At 61.6% G+C, this 16,596-nt stretch carries 20 protein-coding genes; 12 read left to right on the forward strand and 8 right to left on the reverse strand.

Features of this window, described 5'->3' with window-relative positions; all coding sequences use genetic code 11:
- The first annotated feature begins 191 nt into the window (after window positions 1-191).
- A complete protein-coding gene (locus HBOR_RS00560; protein WP_006055512.1) occupies window positions 192-857 on the forward strand; it encodes a hypothetical protein in 666 nt (221 codons plus the stop codon).
- Here the strand turns inward: HBOR_RS00560 and pspAB are convergent, their stop codons facing one another.
- Both pspAB and htpX read right to left on the reverse strand, forming a co-directional pair.
- On the reverse strand, window positions 858-1,463 hold the full coding sequence (pspAB, locus tag HBOR_RS00565) for a PspA-associated protein PspAB (RefSeq protein ID WP_013440399.1): 606 nt from the start codon (window positions 1,461-1,463) through the stop codon (window positions 858-860). It lies immediately after the preceding gene.
- On the reverse strand, window positions 1,464-2,333 hold the full coding sequence (htpX, locus tag HBOR_RS00570; protein WP_013440400.1) for a zinc metalloprotease HtpX: 870 nt from the start codon (window positions 2,331-2,333) through the stop codon (window positions 1,464-1,466).
- Window positions 2,334-2,444: 111 nt separating this feature from the next.
- Between htpX and HBOR_RS00575 the strand changes: the two genes are divergently transcribed.
- Window positions 2,445-3,074 (forward strand): phosphoribosyltransferase, encoded by a 630-nt coding sequence (locus HBOR_RS00575; RefSeq protein WP_006055515.1) that lies wholly within the window; start codon window positions 2,445-2,447, stop codon window positions 3,072-3,074.
- Between the two features lie 41 nt (window positions 3,075-3,115).
- Window positions 3,116-4,246, forward strand: a complete 1,131-nt coding sequence (locus HBOR_RS00580) for a 60S ribosomal export protein NMD3 (protein ID WP_013440401.1) — start codon at window positions 3,116-3,118, stop codon at window positions 4,244-4,246.
- On the opposite strand, the gene HBOR_RS00585 is transcribed toward HBOR_RS00580, so the two are convergent.
- The 3 genes from HBOR_RS00585 to HBOR_RS00595 form a co-directional block, all read right to left on the reverse strand.
- Window positions 4,243-4,434, reverse strand: a complete 192-nt coding sequence (locus HBOR_RS00585; protein ID WP_006055516.1) for a DUF7317 family protein — start codon at window positions 4,432-4,434, stop codon at window positions 4,243-4,245. The two genes, HBOR_RS00580 and HBOR_RS00585, sit on opposite strands and share 4 nt — an antisense overlap.
- A gap of 344 nt (window positions 4,435-4,778) precedes the next feature.
- Window positions 4,779-6,662, reverse strand: a complete 1,884-nt coding sequence (locus HBOR_RS00590; protein ID WP_006055517.1) for an ATP-dependent DNA helicase — start codon at window positions 6,660-6,662, stop codon at window positions 4,779-4,781.
- 62 nt (window positions 6,663-6,724) lie between these two features.
- Window positions 6,725-6,928, reverse strand: a complete 204-nt coding sequence (locus tag HBOR_RS00595; RefSeq protein WP_006055518.1) for a DUF7561 family protein — start codon at window positions 6,926-6,928, stop codon at window positions 6,725-6,727.
- Between the two features lie 138 nt (window positions 6,929-7,066).
- Here HBOR_RS00595 and HBOR_RS00600 point away from each other — a divergent pair, with 138 nt between their 5' ends.
- The 3 genes from HBOR_RS00600 (at window position 7,067) to HBOR_RS00610 (ending at window position 9,853) form a co-directional block, all read left to right on the forward strand.
- Window positions 7,067-7,978 (forward strand): YkgJ family cysteine cluster protein, encoded by a 912-nt coding sequence (locus HBOR_RS00600; RefSeq protein ID WP_013440402.1) that lies wholly within the window; start codon window positions 7,067-7,069, stop codon window positions 7,976-7,978.
- 96 nt (window positions 7,979-8,074) lie between these two features.
- A complete protein-coding gene (locus HBOR_RS00605; RefSeq protein ID WP_006055520.1) occupies window positions 8,075-9,130 on the forward strand; it encodes an NAD-dependent epimerase/dehydratase family protein in 1,056 nt (351 codons plus the stop codon).
- A gap of 27 nt (window positions 9,131-9,157) precedes the next feature.
- On the forward strand, window positions 9,158-9,853 hold the full coding sequence (locus tag HBOR_RS00610) for a DUF7530 family protein (RefSeq protein ID WP_006055521.1): 696 nt from the start codon (window positions 9,158-9,160) through the stop codon (window positions 9,851-9,853).
- A gap of 5 nt (window positions 9,854-9,858) precedes the next feature.
- Here the strand turns inward: HBOR_RS00610 and HBOR_RS19610 are convergent, their stop codons facing one another.
- Window positions 9,859-10,032 (reverse strand): DUF5786 family protein, encoded by a 174-nt coding sequence (locus tag HBOR_RS19610; protein ID WP_006055522.1) that lies wholly within the window; start codon window positions 10,030-10,032, stop codon window positions 9,859-9,861.
- Between the two features lie 101 nt (window positions 10,033-10,133).
- On the opposite strand from HBOR_RS19610, the gene HBOR_RS00615 reads away from it, so the two are divergent.
- A complete protein-coding gene (locus HBOR_RS00615) occupies window positions 10,134-11,123 on the forward strand; it encodes a DUF5784 family protein (protein WP_006055523.1) in 990 nt (329 codons plus the stop codon).
- Here the strand turns inward: HBOR_RS00615 and HBOR_RS00620 are convergent.
- Window positions 11,120-11,404 carry a DUF5789 family protein gene (locus HBOR_RS00620; protein ID WP_006055524.1) on the reverse strand — a complete coding sequence of 95 codons (285 nt, stop codon included), beginning with the start codon at window positions 11,402-11,404 and terminating at the stop codon, window positions 11,120-11,122. The two genes, HBOR_RS00615 and HBOR_RS00620, sit on opposite strands and share 4 nt — an antisense overlap.
- A gap of 98 nt (window positions 11,405-11,502) precedes the next feature.
- Here HBOR_RS00620 and HBOR_RS00625 point away from each other — a divergent pair, with 98 nt between their 5' ends.
- On the forward strand, window positions 11,503-12,375 hold the full coding sequence (locus tag HBOR_RS00625; RefSeq protein WP_006055525.1) for a PHP domain-containing protein: 873 nt from the start codon (window positions 11,503-11,505) through the stop codon (window positions 12,373-12,375).
- Window positions 12,376-12,440: 65 nt separating this feature from the next.
- Entirely contained in the window at window positions 12,441-12,605 is a 165-nt protein-coding gene (locus HBOR_RS19800) for a DUF6757 family protein (RefSeq protein WP_006055526.1), read from the forward strand.
- Window positions 12,606-12,949: 344 nt separating this feature from the next.
- On the opposite strand, the gene HBOR_RS00635 is transcribed toward HBOR_RS19800, so the two are convergent.
- Window positions 12,950-13,465 (reverse strand): DedA family protein, encoded by a 516-nt coding sequence (locus tag HBOR_RS00635; protein ID WP_049890426.1) that lies wholly within the window; start codon window positions 13,463-13,465, stop codon window positions 12,950-12,952.
- Between the two features lie 122 nt (window positions 13,466-13,587).
- Here HBOR_RS00635 and hemB point away from each other — a divergent pair, with 122 nt between their 5' ends.
- From hemB to HBOR_RS00650, 3 genes are all read left to right on the forward strand, one after another.
- Complete coding sequence (gene hemB / locus HBOR_RS00640) at window positions 13,588-14,568, forward strand: porphobilinogen synthase (protein WP_006055529.1); 981 nt, start codon at window positions 13,588-13,590, stop codon at window positions 14,566-14,568.
- A 293-nt stretch (window positions 14,569-14,861) separates the two neighbouring features.
- A complete protein-coding gene (locus HBOR_RS00645) occupies window positions 14,862-16,235 on the forward strand; it encodes an ammonium transporter (protein ID WP_006055530.1) in 1,374 nt (457 codons plus the stop codon).
- Window positions 16,232-16,588, forward strand: coding sequence for a P-II family nitrogen regulator (locus tag HBOR_RS00650; protein ID WP_006055531.1), 357 nt, complete (start codon window positions 16,232-16,234; stop codon window positions 16,586-16,588). The genes HBOR_RS00645 and HBOR_RS00650 overlap by 4 nt, the downstream gene beginning before the upstream one ends.
- The last annotated feature ends 8 nt before the right edge of the window (window positions 16,589-16,596 follow it).

A 16,596-nucleotide genomic window follows, 5' to 3' on the forward strand; every position in this document is an offset into this window, starting at 1 on the left:
CAGTCCTGTGGCCTATAGGTACATAAAGTCTCGTTAACAGCGGAGTGGAAGTGAAACTGGAAGGCGGCGACGGGATGACGTTCACGGCGGAGTGAATGTTTAACTTCAAAGAAATACGGCGACAGCGGTCAGAAAGCGTGATTCTGCCCAGAAGGAAAGGCACTTAGCAATGAGCGGCCCAGAAGGTGGCAATGCCCACTAGACGCGCTGTTCTCGGCGTTATCGGGGGCGCACTCGTTGCAGGATGTGCCGGAAATCGTGGGACGAGTGACAACACCGAGACACAGACCAGTGGCGAATCGACCGCCGACGGTGCTACTGCACCATCGAACGAGACGCTTGCAAATGCGACGGGAAGCAACGAGACGACTACCGCGGTCGGCAACGAGACGAATGCGACCGGTGGCAACGAAACACACAACGAAACGAACTTCGACCAACCAGCGGTAGAAACTCCTGAACCGGCCGCCTGTTCGCCTGATCCGCGTCCGCCCGCAACGGATGGTTCGGCCTACCCCACCCATCCGGGCGACGTGACCGAACTCTCGGCGCTCCGGTTCGCGCAGGCGTACGAAACAGCGTTAGCAAAAAACCGCGTCGCCGCCGAGACACCGACGGCCGAGGTAGTTGCCGTAGAACCAGTAGACAGCAGTCTGAAAGCACCGGGAACCGACGAGTGGTACGTCGTCTCCGTGACCATCCAACTGACGACGCGCACGGACGGCGAAAAGGAGACGAGTCGAGTCGGCGGGACGTATTACCTCACCGAGGAAGTGGCGATGCGAGATGCGGGCGCATCGGAGGTAGACGGCGATGTGAGCGGAATTAAAGGGGCCGTCGTTGTCGCCTGTCCGTAACTACTCCCAGGGGTGCCCGCCCTCCCGGTCGGGCCACATGGGATACCAGTACTCTTTGTCGGGTTCGAGTTCGAGTTCGCCGTCGAGGACCGACTCCAGTTTCATGAGGATACGGTCGTTCTGATTTCGGCCGCGTTCGGGCGCGAACGGGTAGTACGCGCCGCGTCGGAACGAGTAGATCCAGTAGGCGCGGTCGCCGTCGCGTTCGAAGCCGAAGACGGCCGCGAGAAGACGCGACCCGTACCCACGTTCGATGAACTCGTCAGCGGCAAAGTGGATGCTCGTCACGAGGTCTTCAGGGTCGTCATCTTCGAGAACGACCCACTCCCAGCCGTGTGAATCCTCGTAGAGTCGGAAGTCGGTACCCGTCTCCTCCTCGCCCGCTTTGAGGATGGCTTCGACCTCCTCGACAGTCTGGGCGAAGTCAGTGCTGTCCACCGACGAAAAGCAGAGGGCCGCCGCACCGACCGGGTCGAAGTCGAGGTCGGCCTCCATCGTGATGTAGGCGGTACTCATCCCGAACAGGTCTTCGGGGTCCGCCTCGCGGGTCGCATCCGCCTCTGCGCTGATGCCGAGAACCGAACGAATCGAGTCGAGAAATCCCATTTATGCCGTCTCCATCTCGCGTTCCAGTTGGCGAAGTCGCTCGATGCGGTTCTCCGTAGACGGGTGCGTGCTGAAGACGCGACCGATGAAGTCGCTCTTGATCGGGATGATGAAGAACGCGTTCATCTCCGACTGCTCGCGCAGGTCATCCTGCGGCACCTTGTCCATCCCCCCGGAAATCTTCATCAGAGCCGACGCGAGAGCCGAGGGTTGGCCGGTAATCACTGCAGCACCACGGTCCGCGGCGTACTCACGGTAGCGTGAGAGCGCGCGGATGAGGACGAACGAAACGATCCAGACGACGAGCGAAACGGCGATAGCCGCGATGATGCCGCCGCCCTGTCGGTCGCGGTTGCCGCCACCGAACCAGAAGCCCCACCGGACGATCATGAATGCGACTGTCGAGAGGAACGACGCGATGGTCATCACCATCACGTCACGGTTCTTCACGTGGGCGAGTTCGTGCGCGAGGACGCCCTCTAACTCGTCGCTATCGAGCATCCGCATCAGACCAGTCGTCACACAGATAGCCGCGTTGTTCTGTGATCGACCGGTAGCGAAGGCGTTCGGGACGCGCGAGTCCACGACCGCAATCTTCGGCTTCGGCAGGTCGGCCTGTTGGGAAAGCCGCGAAATCGTCGCGTGCAGTTCCGGATACTCGTCTTCGGAGACCTTCTTGGCACCCATACTGTACAGCGCGAGTTTGTCGCTGAAGAAGAACTGCGCGAACAGGAACACGGCGACGAACGGAAGGACGATGAAACTGTCCGTGTACACCAGCGCCCCAACAAACACGATGTAGAGGGCAAAGAGGAGGAACATCGTCAGCACCATTCGGCCACGAAGTCCCCAGTCCGGTTTCCAATCCATGCCCGTGTCTTCGTGTTCGTGCTTATAAACGCTGTTGGAGTGAGAAGATCTGACGCACCCGCGTACGCGACGGCGCAGAGGTTTTTATCGTCTCCTCCCGTCGATTTAGGCATGTTCACAAATCGCACAGAGGCAGGAAAACGGCTCGCTGAACGATTGCAAGAGGCGGCCGTAAACCCTGACCTCGTCCTTGCCATCCCGCGCGGTGGCCTCCCCGTCGGACGCGCCGTCGCGGACGCACTTGGCGTTCCGTTGGACGTGGTGGTCGCCTCGAAGGTCGGCGCGCCGGGGAACCCCGAACTGGCTATCGGGGCCGTCACGGGCGAGGGAGACCTGTGGCTCAACGATTCGCTCGTCGAGCAGTTCGGTATCGGAGACAGGTATATCGAATCCCAACGCGAGAGAGAGGCCGACGTCGCCCGAGAGAAAGTGCGTGCATACCGTGGTGGAAAGCCGGTACCGGACGTGTCGGGCAAGCGTGTCGTTATCGTAGACGACGGCGTGGCGACGGGTGCGACAGCGCTCGCCTGCCTGCAACAGGTCCGAAGCGGCGGCGCAGCCCGCATCGTCTTTGCCGTCCCCGTCGCTTCGGCGGCGACGATTCCGCGTCTCCGCGAGGTCGCAGACGACGTAGTGGTCGTGGAGGTGCCCGAGACGTTTGCGGCCGTCGGCTACCACTACCGTGACTTCGGACAAGTGACGGACGAGGAGGCGTTAGAATACCTGGACGACGAGGTATGAAGTTCGTCGCGCTTAAACGCGTTCGGCCGTTATCGTAGTCGATGAGTTCAGGCGACTTCTGTCCGCGCTGTGGGGACCCCGTACCGGAGCGTGAGGAACCGCTCCCCGGAATGCCCCGTGACCGCGACGCGGTCCTTTGCGACGCGTGTTACTTCGAGGATTTCGACCTCGTAGACGCGCCGGAGCGTATCGAGGTTCGCGTTTGTTCGCAGTGCGGCGCGGTCCACAAGGGGAACCGCTGGGTGGACGTCGGCGCCCGCGACTACACCGACGTCGCCATCGAGGAGGTTTCAGAGGCGTTGGGCGTCCACCTGAAAGCGGAGGACGTTCAGTGGGGCGTCGAACCCGAACAGGTGGATCAAAACACGATCCGGATGCACTGTTCGTTCTCCGGATTCGTCCGCGACACCCACATCGAGGAGACGGTAACGGTGCCGGTGAAGATATCGCGGCAGACGTGCAAACGATGCGGCCGCATCGCCGGTGGCTACTACTCAAGCATCGTCCAGATTCGCGCTGAGGAGCGCGACCCGACGAAAGAGGAAGCTCAACGCGCGGTCGAAATCGCGGAGTCGTACATCGAAGAACGCGAGGAGACAGGCGACAGAAACGCGTTTATCTCCGAGATTTCGAATTCGGGCGACGGTCCGAACATCAAGATATCCACGAACCAGATGGGTAGCGGCGTGGCGAAGCACGTCGTGCGCGAACTCGGCGGCAACGTCGAGGAGTATCCGACGCTCGTTACGGAAGACGGCGACGGCAACGAGGTGTACCGCGTCACCTACGCCGTCCGCCTGCCGAAGTTCACGCCGGGCGAGATCATCGACCCGGACGACGACGACGGACCGGTGTTAGTCCGAAGTGTCCGCGGGAACCTGAAGGGCGTCCGCCTCGACAGCGGCGAACAGTACGAATCGCAGTTCGAGGAGGGGGAAACGCCCGACGCGCGCCGACTCGGTACCGTCGAAGACGCAGCGGAAACCACCGTCGTCACCGTCGAGGACGAGAACGCCGTACAGGTCCTCGACCCCGAAACGTACGAATCAAAGACGATAGCGCGCCCGGACTACTTCGATAGCGACGCGGCGATGGTCCACGTCCTCAAAAGTCGTTCTGGACTGCACATTCTTCCCGACGAAGCAGTAGAAAACGGCGAAACGTCGGATTAGTCGGCCCGAGCAGGCGTCTCGGTCGTCGCGGCGGTCACTTCCTCTTGCTCCCGGACCTCGACACCGTGTTGGTGGAGCGCAGACACGAGCGCTTCCTCGGAGCGGCCCGCACGGGTAGCCGCCTGTGAAAGCGTCAGCGTTCCGCTCTGGTACAGCGTCATCGCCGTCGTCAGCGCGTGTGTGTGCATGGCCGTATACACCCACGGACAAACCCAAGGGTGTTAACTATTTCGTGAGAACGCTTGTCAGACCGACGCGTTACGGGACGAATAATGGAATATTGAAGAAAATATTCGGTATATAAGAACCCATATGACCACATGTATTAACAATCATTAAGTAAATGTCCGGCGTCGGTTCTGTTCAGTGTAAATACTGCCATACGGATCGGTCGGAAAGACTGAAATCCCTTGAACAAACACGGGAGGTGTGGAACGACAGCAGATACTCGCGTTAGTACTCGTGGTCTTGATGCTCGGGTCTACAATCGCGTACGGGGCCAGTCTCCTGTTCTAGGGGGGGAAACTGTCCGTCAGCCGTCGCCCCAGACATCCGAGAGGGGGTGGTTCGACCGGTCGTCGGCGTCGTCCGACTGACTTCGAGAGCGACTGTTTTCGCCACCAGTACCGGAACGGCCGCGACTCGAAGTCGATCCAGACGACTGTCGAGACGAAGACCGTGACGAACCCGACGACCGGGACGAACCGGACGAAGACCGCGACGGCGACGAACGTGGCGACGGACGCGACCCCGATGACCGCCCGCGTCCGCCCGCAGCCTCTTGATCGAATTCGGGCAAGTCAGGCGTACTCATCCGCCGGACCTGTTCTGCAAACCACTCAGGCATCTCAGAGCGGGTGCGGTCGAACAACTGAAGGAGCGACGAATCTGCGAGATACGTTGCCCCGTAGTCGTCAGGTGCCCGGACGACCCGGCCGCACGCCTGAATCACGGTTCTGAGCGCCGCGCGACGATACCACGACCACTGCCCGTCTTCGAGACGTTGGGCGACGCGCGAATCGTTCGTGTTGAGATACGGCGCTTTACAGATGACCTGCCAGCGACACAGATCACCCTTCAAGTCGAGCGCTTCCTCCATCTTCACTGAGAGGAACACGTCCGCGCCCGAGGACGCCTTCCACGTCTCCAACTCGGCGTCCCGGTTCGCCTTGTCGTGCCCGCGGATGCGACCGCCGAGACCCAACTGCGCGAGTCGCTTCCGAAGTTCAGACTGGATGGCGTACGAGTGACAGTGGACGAGGCCCTTTTCGTCTGGGTGTTTCGCCATCAGGCGAACGAGAAGGCGAGCGATCTTCGGAATCGTCTCGTCGCGGTGTTCGTACGTCATCTTTCCCTGCGTTACGTCGTACAGCGGTCGGTTCTCAACGGGGAACGTGTGTTCGACATCCACGAGCGCGACGTTCGACGGATCGAGACCGACGCCGCGACAGAAGGCGTCTTTGTTCAGAATCGTCGCCGAGAGCAGAGCGAACTTGTTGCCCCGGTCCCAGACGGTGTGTTTGAGGTAGCGCGCCGGATCCAGCGGTTTCGCCGTGATCGGTTCGCCCTCGCCGCCGAACTGGTCTACAACCCACGTCGTCGGACTTTCGGGATCGCGGTAATCCTCGATAAACCACTTCAACTCCGAACGGAGCTCCTGTAACCGGTCGCGCCGTGACGCCTCTTCGGGTGTGAGTTCGGATTTCGTCAGGAGTTCGTCTTTCGCGTTCGAACACACCTGTAGCAAGGCTTCGGCGAACCGAACAGTCCGTTCGAGCGGGTCGTCTGCCGTGGTCACGTTGGGTACGCCCACATCATCCCAGACGGGCACCGTATTCGGGTTCAGATCGATAGTCGCGTACATTTCAGCCCATTCTGCCAGCCCGTGGGCTTCGTCTATCACCACCACGTCGCGCTGTCGAAACACGTCGGAGCCGGCGGTCTGCATGAAGTACGCGAGCGTCATCGCCGCAATCTTCCGGTTCGAGGCGATGGCGCGGTCCGAAAAGTACGGACAGCGGTGCCTGACGGTGCAGTCGAACCCCTTCTGTCGCGCACACGGCGCACGGTCAACGGGCGTGTCCGTTTCACCGTTCAGAATACAGGTGTAGTTTGACTTGCCACGGATGATGCTCAGATCTTCGAGCAACTCGTCTTCGGCCACGTCGTCCAACTGCGACACCTGCGGCGTCGTATAGTAAGCGTCTGTCGCCTGCGCGGGTTTCGCTTCCTCCGTCGTCCGGGCGGCACCGGCGATAGAGCGTGCGAGAAGAGACTTACCGCTCCCCGTCGGCGCGCGGACGAGAACGACGTCGTTCCCGGCGGCGAACGCGTCGCGGATATCGCAGAGCGCTTGTTCCTGTGCCCCGCGATAGCTCGGGGCCGGAAACGACGGCAGGATTCGGTCGGGGTCCACGTCCGTGACTGTCGGTCATCGGGCGTAAAAGGTTCGTTCCCGGCGGGGCCGGTTCCGCGTTCTCACAGCGACCGTACGTCGTCGCTCGTTACCACGCGGTCGTCAGGCAACTGGTCGATGCAGTCATAGCAGAGGAAGAACTCGCCGCCGTCTTCGAGTTCGAGTGTGATCCCCTGCGTGGATTCGTTCGAGAACGACCAGAAGTCGCCGATTCCGCCGCCGATACGGACAGACTTCCCACAGCCGTCACACGGTTCTGTCGTCACGTCTGAGGAGACGGCGTCGAGAAATAAGAGTGGTCGGTCTGCACAACGCGGAAGCGACCGGCAAGCGTCGTATCTAGACACCGGAACAACCGACCGCGATACCGCTTTTCTTGTGAGGTAGTACCGTAGTTCATGGGCATGAAGGTCAACTGCGAGGGGTGTGCCGGGTGCTGTATCGACTGGCGTCCGGTGTCGCCTGCGCCTTCCAATCACGAGCGTCGCGGCCCAAGAGAGCCGTTAGACGACGTGTACAACCTCGTTCCGCTGACACGCGACGAGATTGCGGCGTTCGTGCGCGACGGATTCGGCGACGTGCTAGTCCCGCGGATGTGGGAGGCGACGCCGGACGCGGACGCCGCTGTCGAGATAGACGGCGTCGAAGTTGCGGCTATCGGCGGGAAGCCCGCGTTCTTCGTCGGCCTCCGGAAGCCGCCGAAGCCCGTCACACCGTTCGGCACCGAGCAGACGTGGTTGCACGCCTGCGTCTTCTTGGATCCCGAGACGCTCCAGTGTCGCATCCACGGCGACGAAATGTATCCCAGCGAGTGCCGCGACTATCCCGGGCACAATCTGGCGCTCGGGACAGAATCGGAGTGCGAGCGCGTAGAGGAGGAGTTCGGGGACGACAGGCTGCTCGACGGTGATGCGCCGGACGTGAGCGGACTGCTCCTCGGTCCGCACGCCGTCGGATCGAAGGTGTTCGCCTATCCCGACCCCGAAGCACTCGCTGGAACGGTCGAGCAGATGCGGCGCGGCGACCTGACCGATGCAGACCGCGCGGCGTTCGTTGGTGTTGCTGTCGGGTCACGCCCGGGTTCGACGGACGTTGATACGGCGCGCGTCGAGGCGGTGAAAACGACAGTCCTCGAAGCCGAGTCGTGGGCTGGCACGGCCGCCGAAGCGTGGACGGAACTGTCAGGTGTTGTTGGCGACGACGCGGCGGACGCTCCAGACGGTGCGAGTGTCGAAGTCGGTCGCGGCGCACCGGAGACAGCTGGTTGGGATGACGCCGAATATTCTGGATGGGACGACGCCGAGTACTCTGGATAGGACGACCGCGGATACTCCCGGACGAGACGACGGCGGAGGAGCGCCGTCTCCGTATCGGCGCGAACTGTTAACACGGTACCGTCCGTTGGAAGCGATATGAAAGTCCTCGTGACGGGAGCGACAGGATTCGTCGGCAGTCGTCTCGTCCGCGCCCTCTTAGACGACGGACACGAGGTATCGGCCCTCGTTCGAGATGCGTCGAACGCGGAACTTCCCGCGGACGTGCACGTCATCGAAGGCGACCTACTGGAGACGGGTGGCTTCCATCTCGTCGATGACGGAGACACTGGAAACGGCGGAAACGCCGACCTGCGCGAAAGCGACGACCGGACGTTCGAGGACTGCCTTTCTGCGCTCGGAATCGAGGCCGCGTACTACCTCGTCCACTCGATGCAGTCGGGGTCAGACTTCGAAGAACGCGACAGACGTGCCGCACGACACTTCGAGCGAGGGGTTTCCGCGGCAAGCGTCGAACGAGTGGTCTACCTCGGTGGACTCGGTGAGGAACGCGACCACCTCTCGCCGCATCTGCGTTCGCGGCGCGAAGTAGAGTACGTTCTCGGCGAGGGCGATTACGACCTGACGACGCTCCGGGCCGCCATCATCATCGGCGACGGAAGCGCGAGTTTCGAGGTGATTCGCCAACTCGCCGATCGCCTCCCGGTGATGGTGACGCCGCGGTGGGTGGATACGGAGTGTCAGCCCATCTACGTCGATGACGTGGTGGCATACCTCGTCGGCGTGCTCGACGCACCCGAAACCGCCGGAGAGACATACGAAATCGGTGGTCCCGACGTGTTGACCTACGGCGAAGTTCTGAAACGGGTCGGCGAACACCTCGACCGTCAGACGCGCCTCGTCTCAGTCCCCGTGTTAACTCCACGTCTCTCCTCGTACTGGGTCAGTCTCGTCACCAACGTCCCCACCTCGGTTTCCAGACCGCTCATCGAGGGCCTGAAAAACCCCGTTGTCGTCCGCGATGACAGTATCAAACGACACGTCGAAGTCGAGTTGACACCGTTCGACGAAGCGGTTACGCGTGCCCTCGGAGCGGTCAGCGAGTCCGACACTGAACCGGCGGTCGAACCGGTCGAAACGGTGGGCGAAGACGGGTCAGATCTTGAATCGAGTGCGGGTTCGGCCGATACCTGAATGTCGCGCCCCCCAGGAGAAGCGAGGATGACCCGCACGCAGTTCGGTGAGACGTGGGTGTACGAGAGTATCGTCGGCGCGCTTCCGGGAATCCACCTGACGGATGGGGAAGCCATTGCTCTGCAACTCGGTCTGTTCGAGGTGTTTGTCGTCTTCTTCGCGTGGGCGTACGACCTCTGGGAAGCAGTTCTCCCGGGCAGTATCGCGGTCGGCGTCGCAGCGGTCGGAAGCGTCGTGATGCTCCGGATGGGCCAGACGACGAGAGAGACGAATCTCCCCGACGCTTACACGCGACTGCTGTTCGGATCGAGCATCGAAGTGGTTCTCGGCGTCTTGGCGTTCGTCGCCCTCGTGACACATCTGTTCGTATACGACCCACGACAGAGTGGAACAACGCTGTTTGTCTCTCTGTTCGGCCGAGAACCGCCGGTTATCGTCGTCTACCTGACGCTGTTAGTTCTCTGGGACCTCTGCTACCGCATCGGAACGTCGTGGTGGGCCGCCATCGTCTCGCTGTGGGGATCACTGCGGTTCACTGTGGACTCGACGACAGCGCAAACGCTCCGCGTGGCTGACGCATGGAACGTTATTTTCGGGATCGCACAACTCGCACTCGTTCCGTTTATCCTCAACCAGCGAATGCTGTTGCTCGCTGTGGCCGGTCACGTCGTCGCCGTTACGGTCGTCTCGACGGTTGCCGCAGTGACTATGAGAATCGAGTGATTGGATTACGTGTCCTTCATTTCACGGAACTTGTCGAGGAGTGCTTCCGTGGAGTCGCCGGAGTCGTAGGTTACCTCACCGTGGTATACCGTTCGGTCGTCGTCGAACGTCGCATCGACTGAGCCGTTCTTTCGCTCTCGGCGCTCGTGTTCGTCTTCGTCGTAGGCACCCATTGACATGATACACCATAACTTGGGAATCTTAGTCACATATAATTATCGGTGAAGGATATCTCTGATGACGCGGAACCGATAAACCGCCTCCCGAATAAGTAGGCCGCGTGGCACGCCCGCTGCGATTTCGCTATGCGCCGGGACGATGGGATGAGGCCCGCGTCCGGCGTGACATTTACGACGACCTCGACTCGAATCTCGGCGCGACGAAGGAGACGCCGTGGTTCAAACCGCCGGCCGACTTCGAAGCAGTGCGGTTCGAGATGAACAACGGAGACATCGCGCTGTTCTGCTGGAACGACGACACCGCATACTGGATGGGAAACACTGAGACGCCCGAAGCGCTCTGGCGGACGGACAAAAAGGGCTTCTCGGAGGTCCCCCACAGCGTCTCTCGGTGGGTGACGCGCGAACTGACCGCGCAACTGCACGAGGAGTCGCCGTGGTTGGAACCGTATCCGCATCTCTCGTGGTTCTTTCTTCCAGTGTTTCTCTCGAAGGACGGCCGAGAGACGACGCGTGAGTTCTTCCACGACCACGCCGCTGGGTTCCCCGACGCGACGCGCGACGAGGCGTTATCGTTCTACGAAGGGTTCCTCGCTACGGGTGTCCTCGACGACCACCGCGAGGTGATGGCCGGCAAACTCGGTACCTCCGAGTATCTCGATCTGACGCGGATGACTGCCGCGATGGGCGAGTTCAATGCCGGAAAACTCCTCGTTGACGCGGGCTACGACATCGTTCCCGAGATAGACGTCACAACCGGGCACGCCATCGACTACCGCGCCTCTCGGAACGGTGACGGGACACTCGTCGAAGTGACGCGACCGCTTCCGACGAGTAAGCGCAGTGCCGGGACGCCCGTCGCCGCGGTGCGCGATACCGCTGAGACGAAATCCGGCGGGCAGTTAGAGGAACACGGCGGCGGCGTCGTCCTGTTCGTGGACTGTTCGTCGTTCCCGGACGATGACTGGTTCTCCGTCCGCGACGAGAAACCCGAGGTTCACCACCGCCCGGCCGTCGTCTTCCGCGTCCGACCGTCCGGCCGATTCGAGGGCTACACGAAGGGGCGCGTCCCCCTCGACATTCCGTTCTAGAAAGAGACCTGTTGCGGCCCGTCCTCTCCGAACGTAGAGACGTCACGGTCGCTGTAATAGCGACGACCGATAGCCTCGTGGCCCAAACCGCAAAGGAGTGCGTTGCGTGCATCGTCGGCGCAGGTGTACGTCTCGAACCCCGCACGGGCGAACACGTCGCCGAGTTGCTCGCTACCGTTGGGGTGTTCGATGGTCTGGTCGCCGTATGCCTCGATGAGTTCTTCTGTGGTCGCCGGGAACTCGTGGGCGTTGATGAGTTCGTCGGTACGGTTCAGGCGCATTACACCCAGTCATACCCTATCGCTATTCTTAATGATTTTCCATTATCGTGATTGTACACATAATATACCTAGTGTGTGTTGGTATGGCATATTAGGAAATGACGGAAAACGCTTTCACCGACGACCGACCACTCACGGCCGTGATTCGAGACCGGAACGGCGATTTCGACGGCGACGAACCCGTGGCGGACCTCCATCTGCACACAACGGCGTCCGACGGCGTCTTGACGATTGCAGAGGTCCCCGATGCAGCCGTCGCGGGCGGTGTAGAGGTCGTAGCGGTGACGGACCACGACCGTGTCCATCCGGACCTCGACGCACCCGTCACCGAGCGCGACGGCGTGACGATGATTCGCGGGGTCGAACTGCGCGTCGAAACGCCCGAACAACGACTTGATCTGCTCGGATACGCCGTCCGCGACACGCCGGCCATTCGAGAAGTGACAGAACGCATTCAGACCGACCGGAAGGAACGCGGTCGGAAGATTGTCGAGAACGTGGAGTCGCACCTCGACGTCGAACTCGACATCGAACTCCGCGAGGGAATCGGCCGTCCGAACATCGCCCGTGCTATCGAGGGGAGCGACGCCCCATACGACTACGAAGACGCGTTTGCCCACCTCATCGGAAACGACGGCCCATGCTACGTCCAGCGGTACGTCCCCGACTTCGAGACGGGTGTTGCGGCCCTCAGAGAGTCGTGCGCCGTCGTCGGTCTTGCGCACCCGTTCCGCTATCCCGATCCCGAAGCAGCGCTGGAACGCGCCGCTGAACTCGACGCTGTCGAGCGATTCTATCCCTACGGCGGTGGAAGCGCGGCGAAAGAAGATGTGGAACTAGTCGAGCGCATCGCCGCCGCCAACGACTTGCTCTTGACCGGCGGGAGTGACGCGCACGATAGAACGCTGGGTGTCGCGGGTCCAACCGAGGACGCGTTCGCCGCGTTCGCCGCGCGCGTGCCGGGCGTCTGACGCGGAGTCTCGGTCCCGATAACCGGGAGCGTAGAGTTAAATCGGGTGAGGAACGAAGGGGGAGTATGAAGTGCCACTACTGCGAGCGAGACGCCGCGTACGCCGCCGAAAAGGATGGGATAAAGGTGGGTCTCTGTGAACGGCACTTCCGAGAGCGTGTCGAGGAACTCGCTGACTCCGAGGAACTCGCCGCCCTGCGGGAGCAAATCGACATTGACCGAACGGAGTAAGCGTCTGTAAACGAGACCGCGGTTGGAATCGACGTCTTTCCACGACCGACCGTGGAACGTTCTGCGAGCGTAGTCAACCGAGGAGGAACCACGCGAAACCGAAAAGTGCCAACGCGGCTCCGCCGACTCGATTGAATAGGACCTTCCAATCCGACGGTTCGACCTCTGACCACGAGCGCTTACTACCCAAAGAGTCGAGTCGCTCTTCGAACCGGGCGAGGCGATACGGGAGCAGGGCCATCGGGAGACCTAGAATAACAAAAATAATACCTTGAGGATTTGCCATATTTGGAAAACTAGTCAATTGAAAGATAATTTTTGCGGGAGAACCGTTCAGAGATAGCCTACACCAGCGTATCGAAGTAGACGTACAGCGCCGCGAGGATCACCTCGAACGAGAGCGTGCCGACCGCCGAGAGGGCGACAAACTGCCGGTCGTCCATCTCGGCGAATCCGGCGGGGACGGTGAGCATCCCGCGCGTGAACAGCAGGGTGTTGCTCACCGGAACGACGATGGGACCCCAGCGTTCGAACCAGCCGTCAAAACGGTCCAGTTTCGACTCGCTGACGGCGAACCATCGCTTCTGGAGGAGGTACTCGCGGCCGCCGCGTTGGGCGACTTTGAACAGGGCATACTGTCCAATAGTCGCCCCGAGGACGGCGATCCCGATGACCGCGACGGCAGCGTCGGTGCCGAGGAGGACGAGCGAACCGGGGACGATGAGTTCGCTCGGCATGAAGTACATCAGCATCGCGCCTTCGAGGACGAACACGCCGAAGAGGACGAGATAGGCCCACTCGGAGTGCAACAGCGCCTGCAGTTCGTCGGGCATCTGCGCCACCTGAAGCGGGGCCTGCATCGACCGGGAGTATCCACGAATCATTAAAACCAGTTTCGCTCCGAGAATCGATGACATACCGTTGTCAGGGAGTCCATCGCCGGGAGCGATGCGATTTTTCACGTGGGCTACGAACGGCGAGTATGAACCTCACCGACCGCCCGCGACGCCTCCGAACCGACGGCATCCGGTCGCTCGTCAGCGAGACGAACCTCTCGGCGACGGACCTCATCGCGCCCGTCTTCGTGGACGCGACGACGGACGAACGGCTTCCCATCGAGTCGATGCCGGGGCACGAACGCGTCCCCGTCTCCGAGGCAGTCGCGCGCGTCGAGGAAGTCCTCGAAACGGGCGTCGAGGCGGTGATGCTGTTCGGCATCCCCGAATCGAAGGACGAACGCGGGTCCCGTGCGTGGGCCGAAGACGGCGTCGTGCAAAAAGCGACTCGGCGCGTGACGGAGGAGACGGACGCCTACGTCATCACCGACGTTTGCATGTGTGAGTACACGAGTCACGGTCACTGTGGAATCGTCGAGGACCACGCCGAGTCGGATCCGACGCTGACTGTGAAAAACGACGAGACGCTAGCGTTGTTGGCGAAGACGGCCGTCTCGCATGCCGAGGCGGGCGCGGACATGGTCGCACCGAGTTCAATGACCGACGGGATGGTCGGCGCAATTCGGGAAGCACTCGACGAGTCGGGACACGAGAGCGTCCCGATCATGTCCTACGCCGCGAAGTACGAGAGCGCGTTTTACGGCCCGTTCCGCGACGCCGCCGACGGCGCGCCCGCGTTCGGTGACCGGCGACACTACCAGATGGACCCCGCAAACGCCCGGGAGGCTATCCGCGAGGTGACACTCGACGTAGAACAGGGTGCGGACGTGTTGATGGTGAAACCCGCGCTGGCGTATCTCGATATCGTGCGCGCGGTACGCGAGGAGTTCGACCACCCAGTCGCCGCCTACAACGTCTCCGGCGAGTACGCGATGCTCCATGCCGCCGCCGAGAAAGGCTGGATGGACCTCGACGAGACGGCGTTCGAATCGCTGCTTGCGATGAAACGTGCGGGCGCAGACCTCATTCTCACCTACTTCGCAGAAGACATCGCGGACGCACTCTGAGCGTTCTGAGAGTCAGCGCGTGCGACGAGAGTCGTGGTGTTTCGCAGATTTTGCGTGAACGTTCGTCCACTTATTTTGCCGTATTGCCCGTCAAATAGAGCAGAAAACGACCTTATACACATTGTATTGTTCGGTAAATCGTTCACTCGTCCATATTACCCAGTGAAAAGTGGACAATTTTGTCACATACACTTATGTAGTGTGTTCTCATGACTATCTCGCGTGAATATGATCACGAACGGAGCAGTATTGAGCAAAATAATAGACAAGCGTTCACCCATGGAGGCAATCGTATGAGTGTCCCGTTACAGGCCGACGCTTCAACCATCGCCGCAGGCGTCAACAACGTGTGGATATTGGTCGTGACGTTCCTCATCTTCTTCATGCAACCGGGGTTCGCTCTGCTGGAGGCAGGGCAGGTTCGCGCGAAGAACGTCGGCAACGTCCTGATGAAGAACATGACCGACTGGATCCTCGGAACGCTCATCTACTTCGTCGTCGGCGCGGCGATAGCGACGATTGTCGGTGGGCTGACCTCCCCGGGACCGTTCAGTATCTCGGCGGCGTTCGCGTACGTTAACGATCCGACGGCGTGGATCGGCTGGCTGTTCGGTGCCGTGTTCGCTATGACGGCCGCGACCATCGTCTCCGGGGCCGTCGCAGAGCGCATGGAGTTCAACGCGTACGTGCTGTTTACGGTGCTGATGACGGCGATCATCTACCCCGTCGTCGTCGGCTTCACGTGGGGCGGCGGCCTGCTGTCCTCGGGCGGATTCCTCGGAAACGTTCTCGGAGCGGGCTACCTCGACTTCGCCGGTGCGACGGTCGTCCACATGTGCGGCGGCGTGGCTGGTCTCGTCGCCGCGAAGATGGTCGGCGCACGGAAGGGTCGCTACGATGCGAACGGCGAAAGCCAACCCATCCCCGGCCACTCGATGCTACTTGCCGTCCTCGGGACGTTCATCCTCGCGTTCGGGTGGTACGGCTTCAACGTCGGCACGCAGGCAACCATCCTCTCGGTTGCTGACGACGGCAGTCTGACGTTCATGGGCGCGGCGCTCGGCCGCGTCGCCCTCGTTACCACCCTCGGCATGGGCGCTGGCGGGGCGATGGCGATGCTCATGTCGGCGCGCTACCAAGGCAAGCCCGACCCGCTCTGGACCGCGAACGGTCTACTCGCGGGGCTTGTGGCCGTGACGGGCGCTGTTCCGCACGTCACGTGGTGGGGCGGTGCGCTCCTCGGCGGCCTCGGCGGCTTCCTCGTCCTCCCCGCGTTCCGCTTTACCGTGGATACGCTGAAAGTGGACGACGTGTGCGGCGTCTTCGCAGTTCACGGCGTCGCCGGAGCGGTGGGAACGGCACTCATTCCCGTCTTCGCCGTCGGTGGATTCTCGGCCAGCCAGTTTGCCCTACAGATTCTCGGCGTCCTCATCATCGCCGCGTGGACCGTCACAGCGTCGGGCATCGTCCTCTACGTCCTCGACCTAACGGTCGGACTGCGTGTCGGCGAAACCGAAGAGGCCGAAGGACTGGACCTCGGCGAACACGGCGTCTCGGTGTATCCGGAGTTCGTCGCCGACGGCGAGAGTCCGATGGCCGACGGCGGGTCGTCGGTTCGGACCGACGGCGGCGAGTTCGTCGCCTCCGACGGGGGTGAACGCGAATGAGCGAGAACGACGGCATCAAGATGGTGATGGCGATCATCCGTCCGGACAAACTCGCGGATGTAAAACGCGCGCTGGCGGAAGTCGGCGCGCCGTCACTGACGGTCACGAACGTCTCCGGCCGCGGATCCCAACCCGCAAAGAAAGGCCAGTGGCGCGGCGAGGAGTACACGGTTGATCTCCACCAGAAAGTGAAAATCGAGTGTATCGTCGCAGACATCCCCGCTGACGACGTGGTCGATGCCATCCGTGAGGCAGCGCACACGGGAGACCCCGGCGACGGCAAAGTGTTCGTCCTCCCCGTCGAGAGCGCCGTCCAAGTTCGAACTGGGAAAACGGGACGCGACGCGGTGTGAGGCGGGTC

This window comes from Halogeometricum borinquense DSM 11551, assembly GCF_000172995.2.
GTDB classification, from domain to species: domain Archaea; phylum Halobacteriota; class Halobacteria; order Halobacteriales; family Haloferacaceae; genus Halogeometricum; species Halogeometricum borinquense.

Excerpts from the sequence above, each read along its gene's own strand:
- HBOR_RS00560 (WP_006055512.1), top strand. The coding sequence starts at position 192 with ATGCCCACTAGACGCGCTGTTCTCGGCGTTATCGGGGGCGCACTCGTT.
- pspAB (WP_013440399.1), bottom strand. The coding sequence starts at position 1,463 with ATGGGATTTCTCGACTCGATTCGTTCGGTTCTCGGCATCAGCGCAGAG.
- htpX (WP_013440400.1), bottom strand. The coding sequence starts at position 2,333 with ATGGATTGGAAACCGGACTGGGGACTTCGTGGCCGAATGGTGCTGACG.
- HBOR_RS00575 (WP_006055515.1), top strand. The coding sequence starts at position 2,445 with ATGTTCACAAATCGCACAGAGGCAGGAAAACGGCTCGCTGAACGATTG.
- HBOR_RS00580 (WP_013440401.1), top strand. The coding sequence starts at position 3,116 with ATGAGTTCAGGCGACTTCTGTCCGCGCTGTGGGGACCCCGTACCGGAG.
- HBOR_RS00585 (WP_006055516.1), bottom strand. The coding sequence starts at position 4,434 with ATGCACACACACGCGCTGACGACGGCGATGACGCTGTACCAGAGCGGA.
- HBOR_RS00600 (WP_013440402.1), top strand. The coding sequence starts at position 7,067 with ATGAAGGTCAACTGCGAGGGGTGTGCCGGGTGCTGTATCGACTGGCGT.
- HBOR_RS00605 (WP_006055520.1), top strand. The coding sequence starts at position 8,075 with ATGAAAGTCCTCGTGACGGGAGCGACAGGATTCGTCGGCAGTCGTCTC.
- HBOR_RS00610 (WP_006055521.1), top strand. The coding sequence starts at position 9,158 with ATGACCCGCACGCAGTTCGGTGAGACGTGGGTGTACGAGAGTATCGTC.
- HBOR_RS19610 (WP_006055522.1), bottom strand. The coding sequence starts at position 10,032 with ATGTCAATGGGTGCCTACGACGAAGACGAACACGAGCGCCGAGAGCGA.
- HBOR_RS00620 (WP_006055524.1), bottom strand. The coding sequence starts at position 11,404 with ATGCGCCTGAACCGTACCGACGAACTCATCAACGCCCACGAGTTCCCG.
- HBOR_RS00625 (WP_006055525.1), top strand. The coding sequence starts at position 11,503 with ATGACGGAAAACGCTTTCACCGACGACCGACCACTCACGGCCGTGATT.
- HBOR_RS19800 (WP_006055526.1), top strand. The coding sequence starts at position 12,441 with ATGAAGTGCCACTACTGCGAGCGAGACGCCGCGTACGCCGCCGAAAAG.
- HBOR_RS00635 (WP_049890426.1), bottom strand. The coding sequence starts at position 13,465 with ATGCAGGCCCCGCTTCAGGTGGCGCAGATGCCCGACGAACTGCAGGCG.
- hemB (WP_006055529.1), top strand. The coding sequence starts at position 13,588 with ATGAACCTCACCGACCGCCCGCGACGCCTCCGAACCGACGGCATCCGG.
- HBOR_RS00645 (WP_006055530.1), top strand. The coding sequence starts at position 14,862 with ATGAGTGTCCCGTTACAGGCCGACGCTTCAACCATCGCCGCAGGCGTC.
- HBOR_RS00650 (WP_006055531.1), top strand. The coding sequence starts at position 16,232 with ATGAGCGAGAACGACGGCATCAAGATGGTGATGGCGATCATCCGTCCG.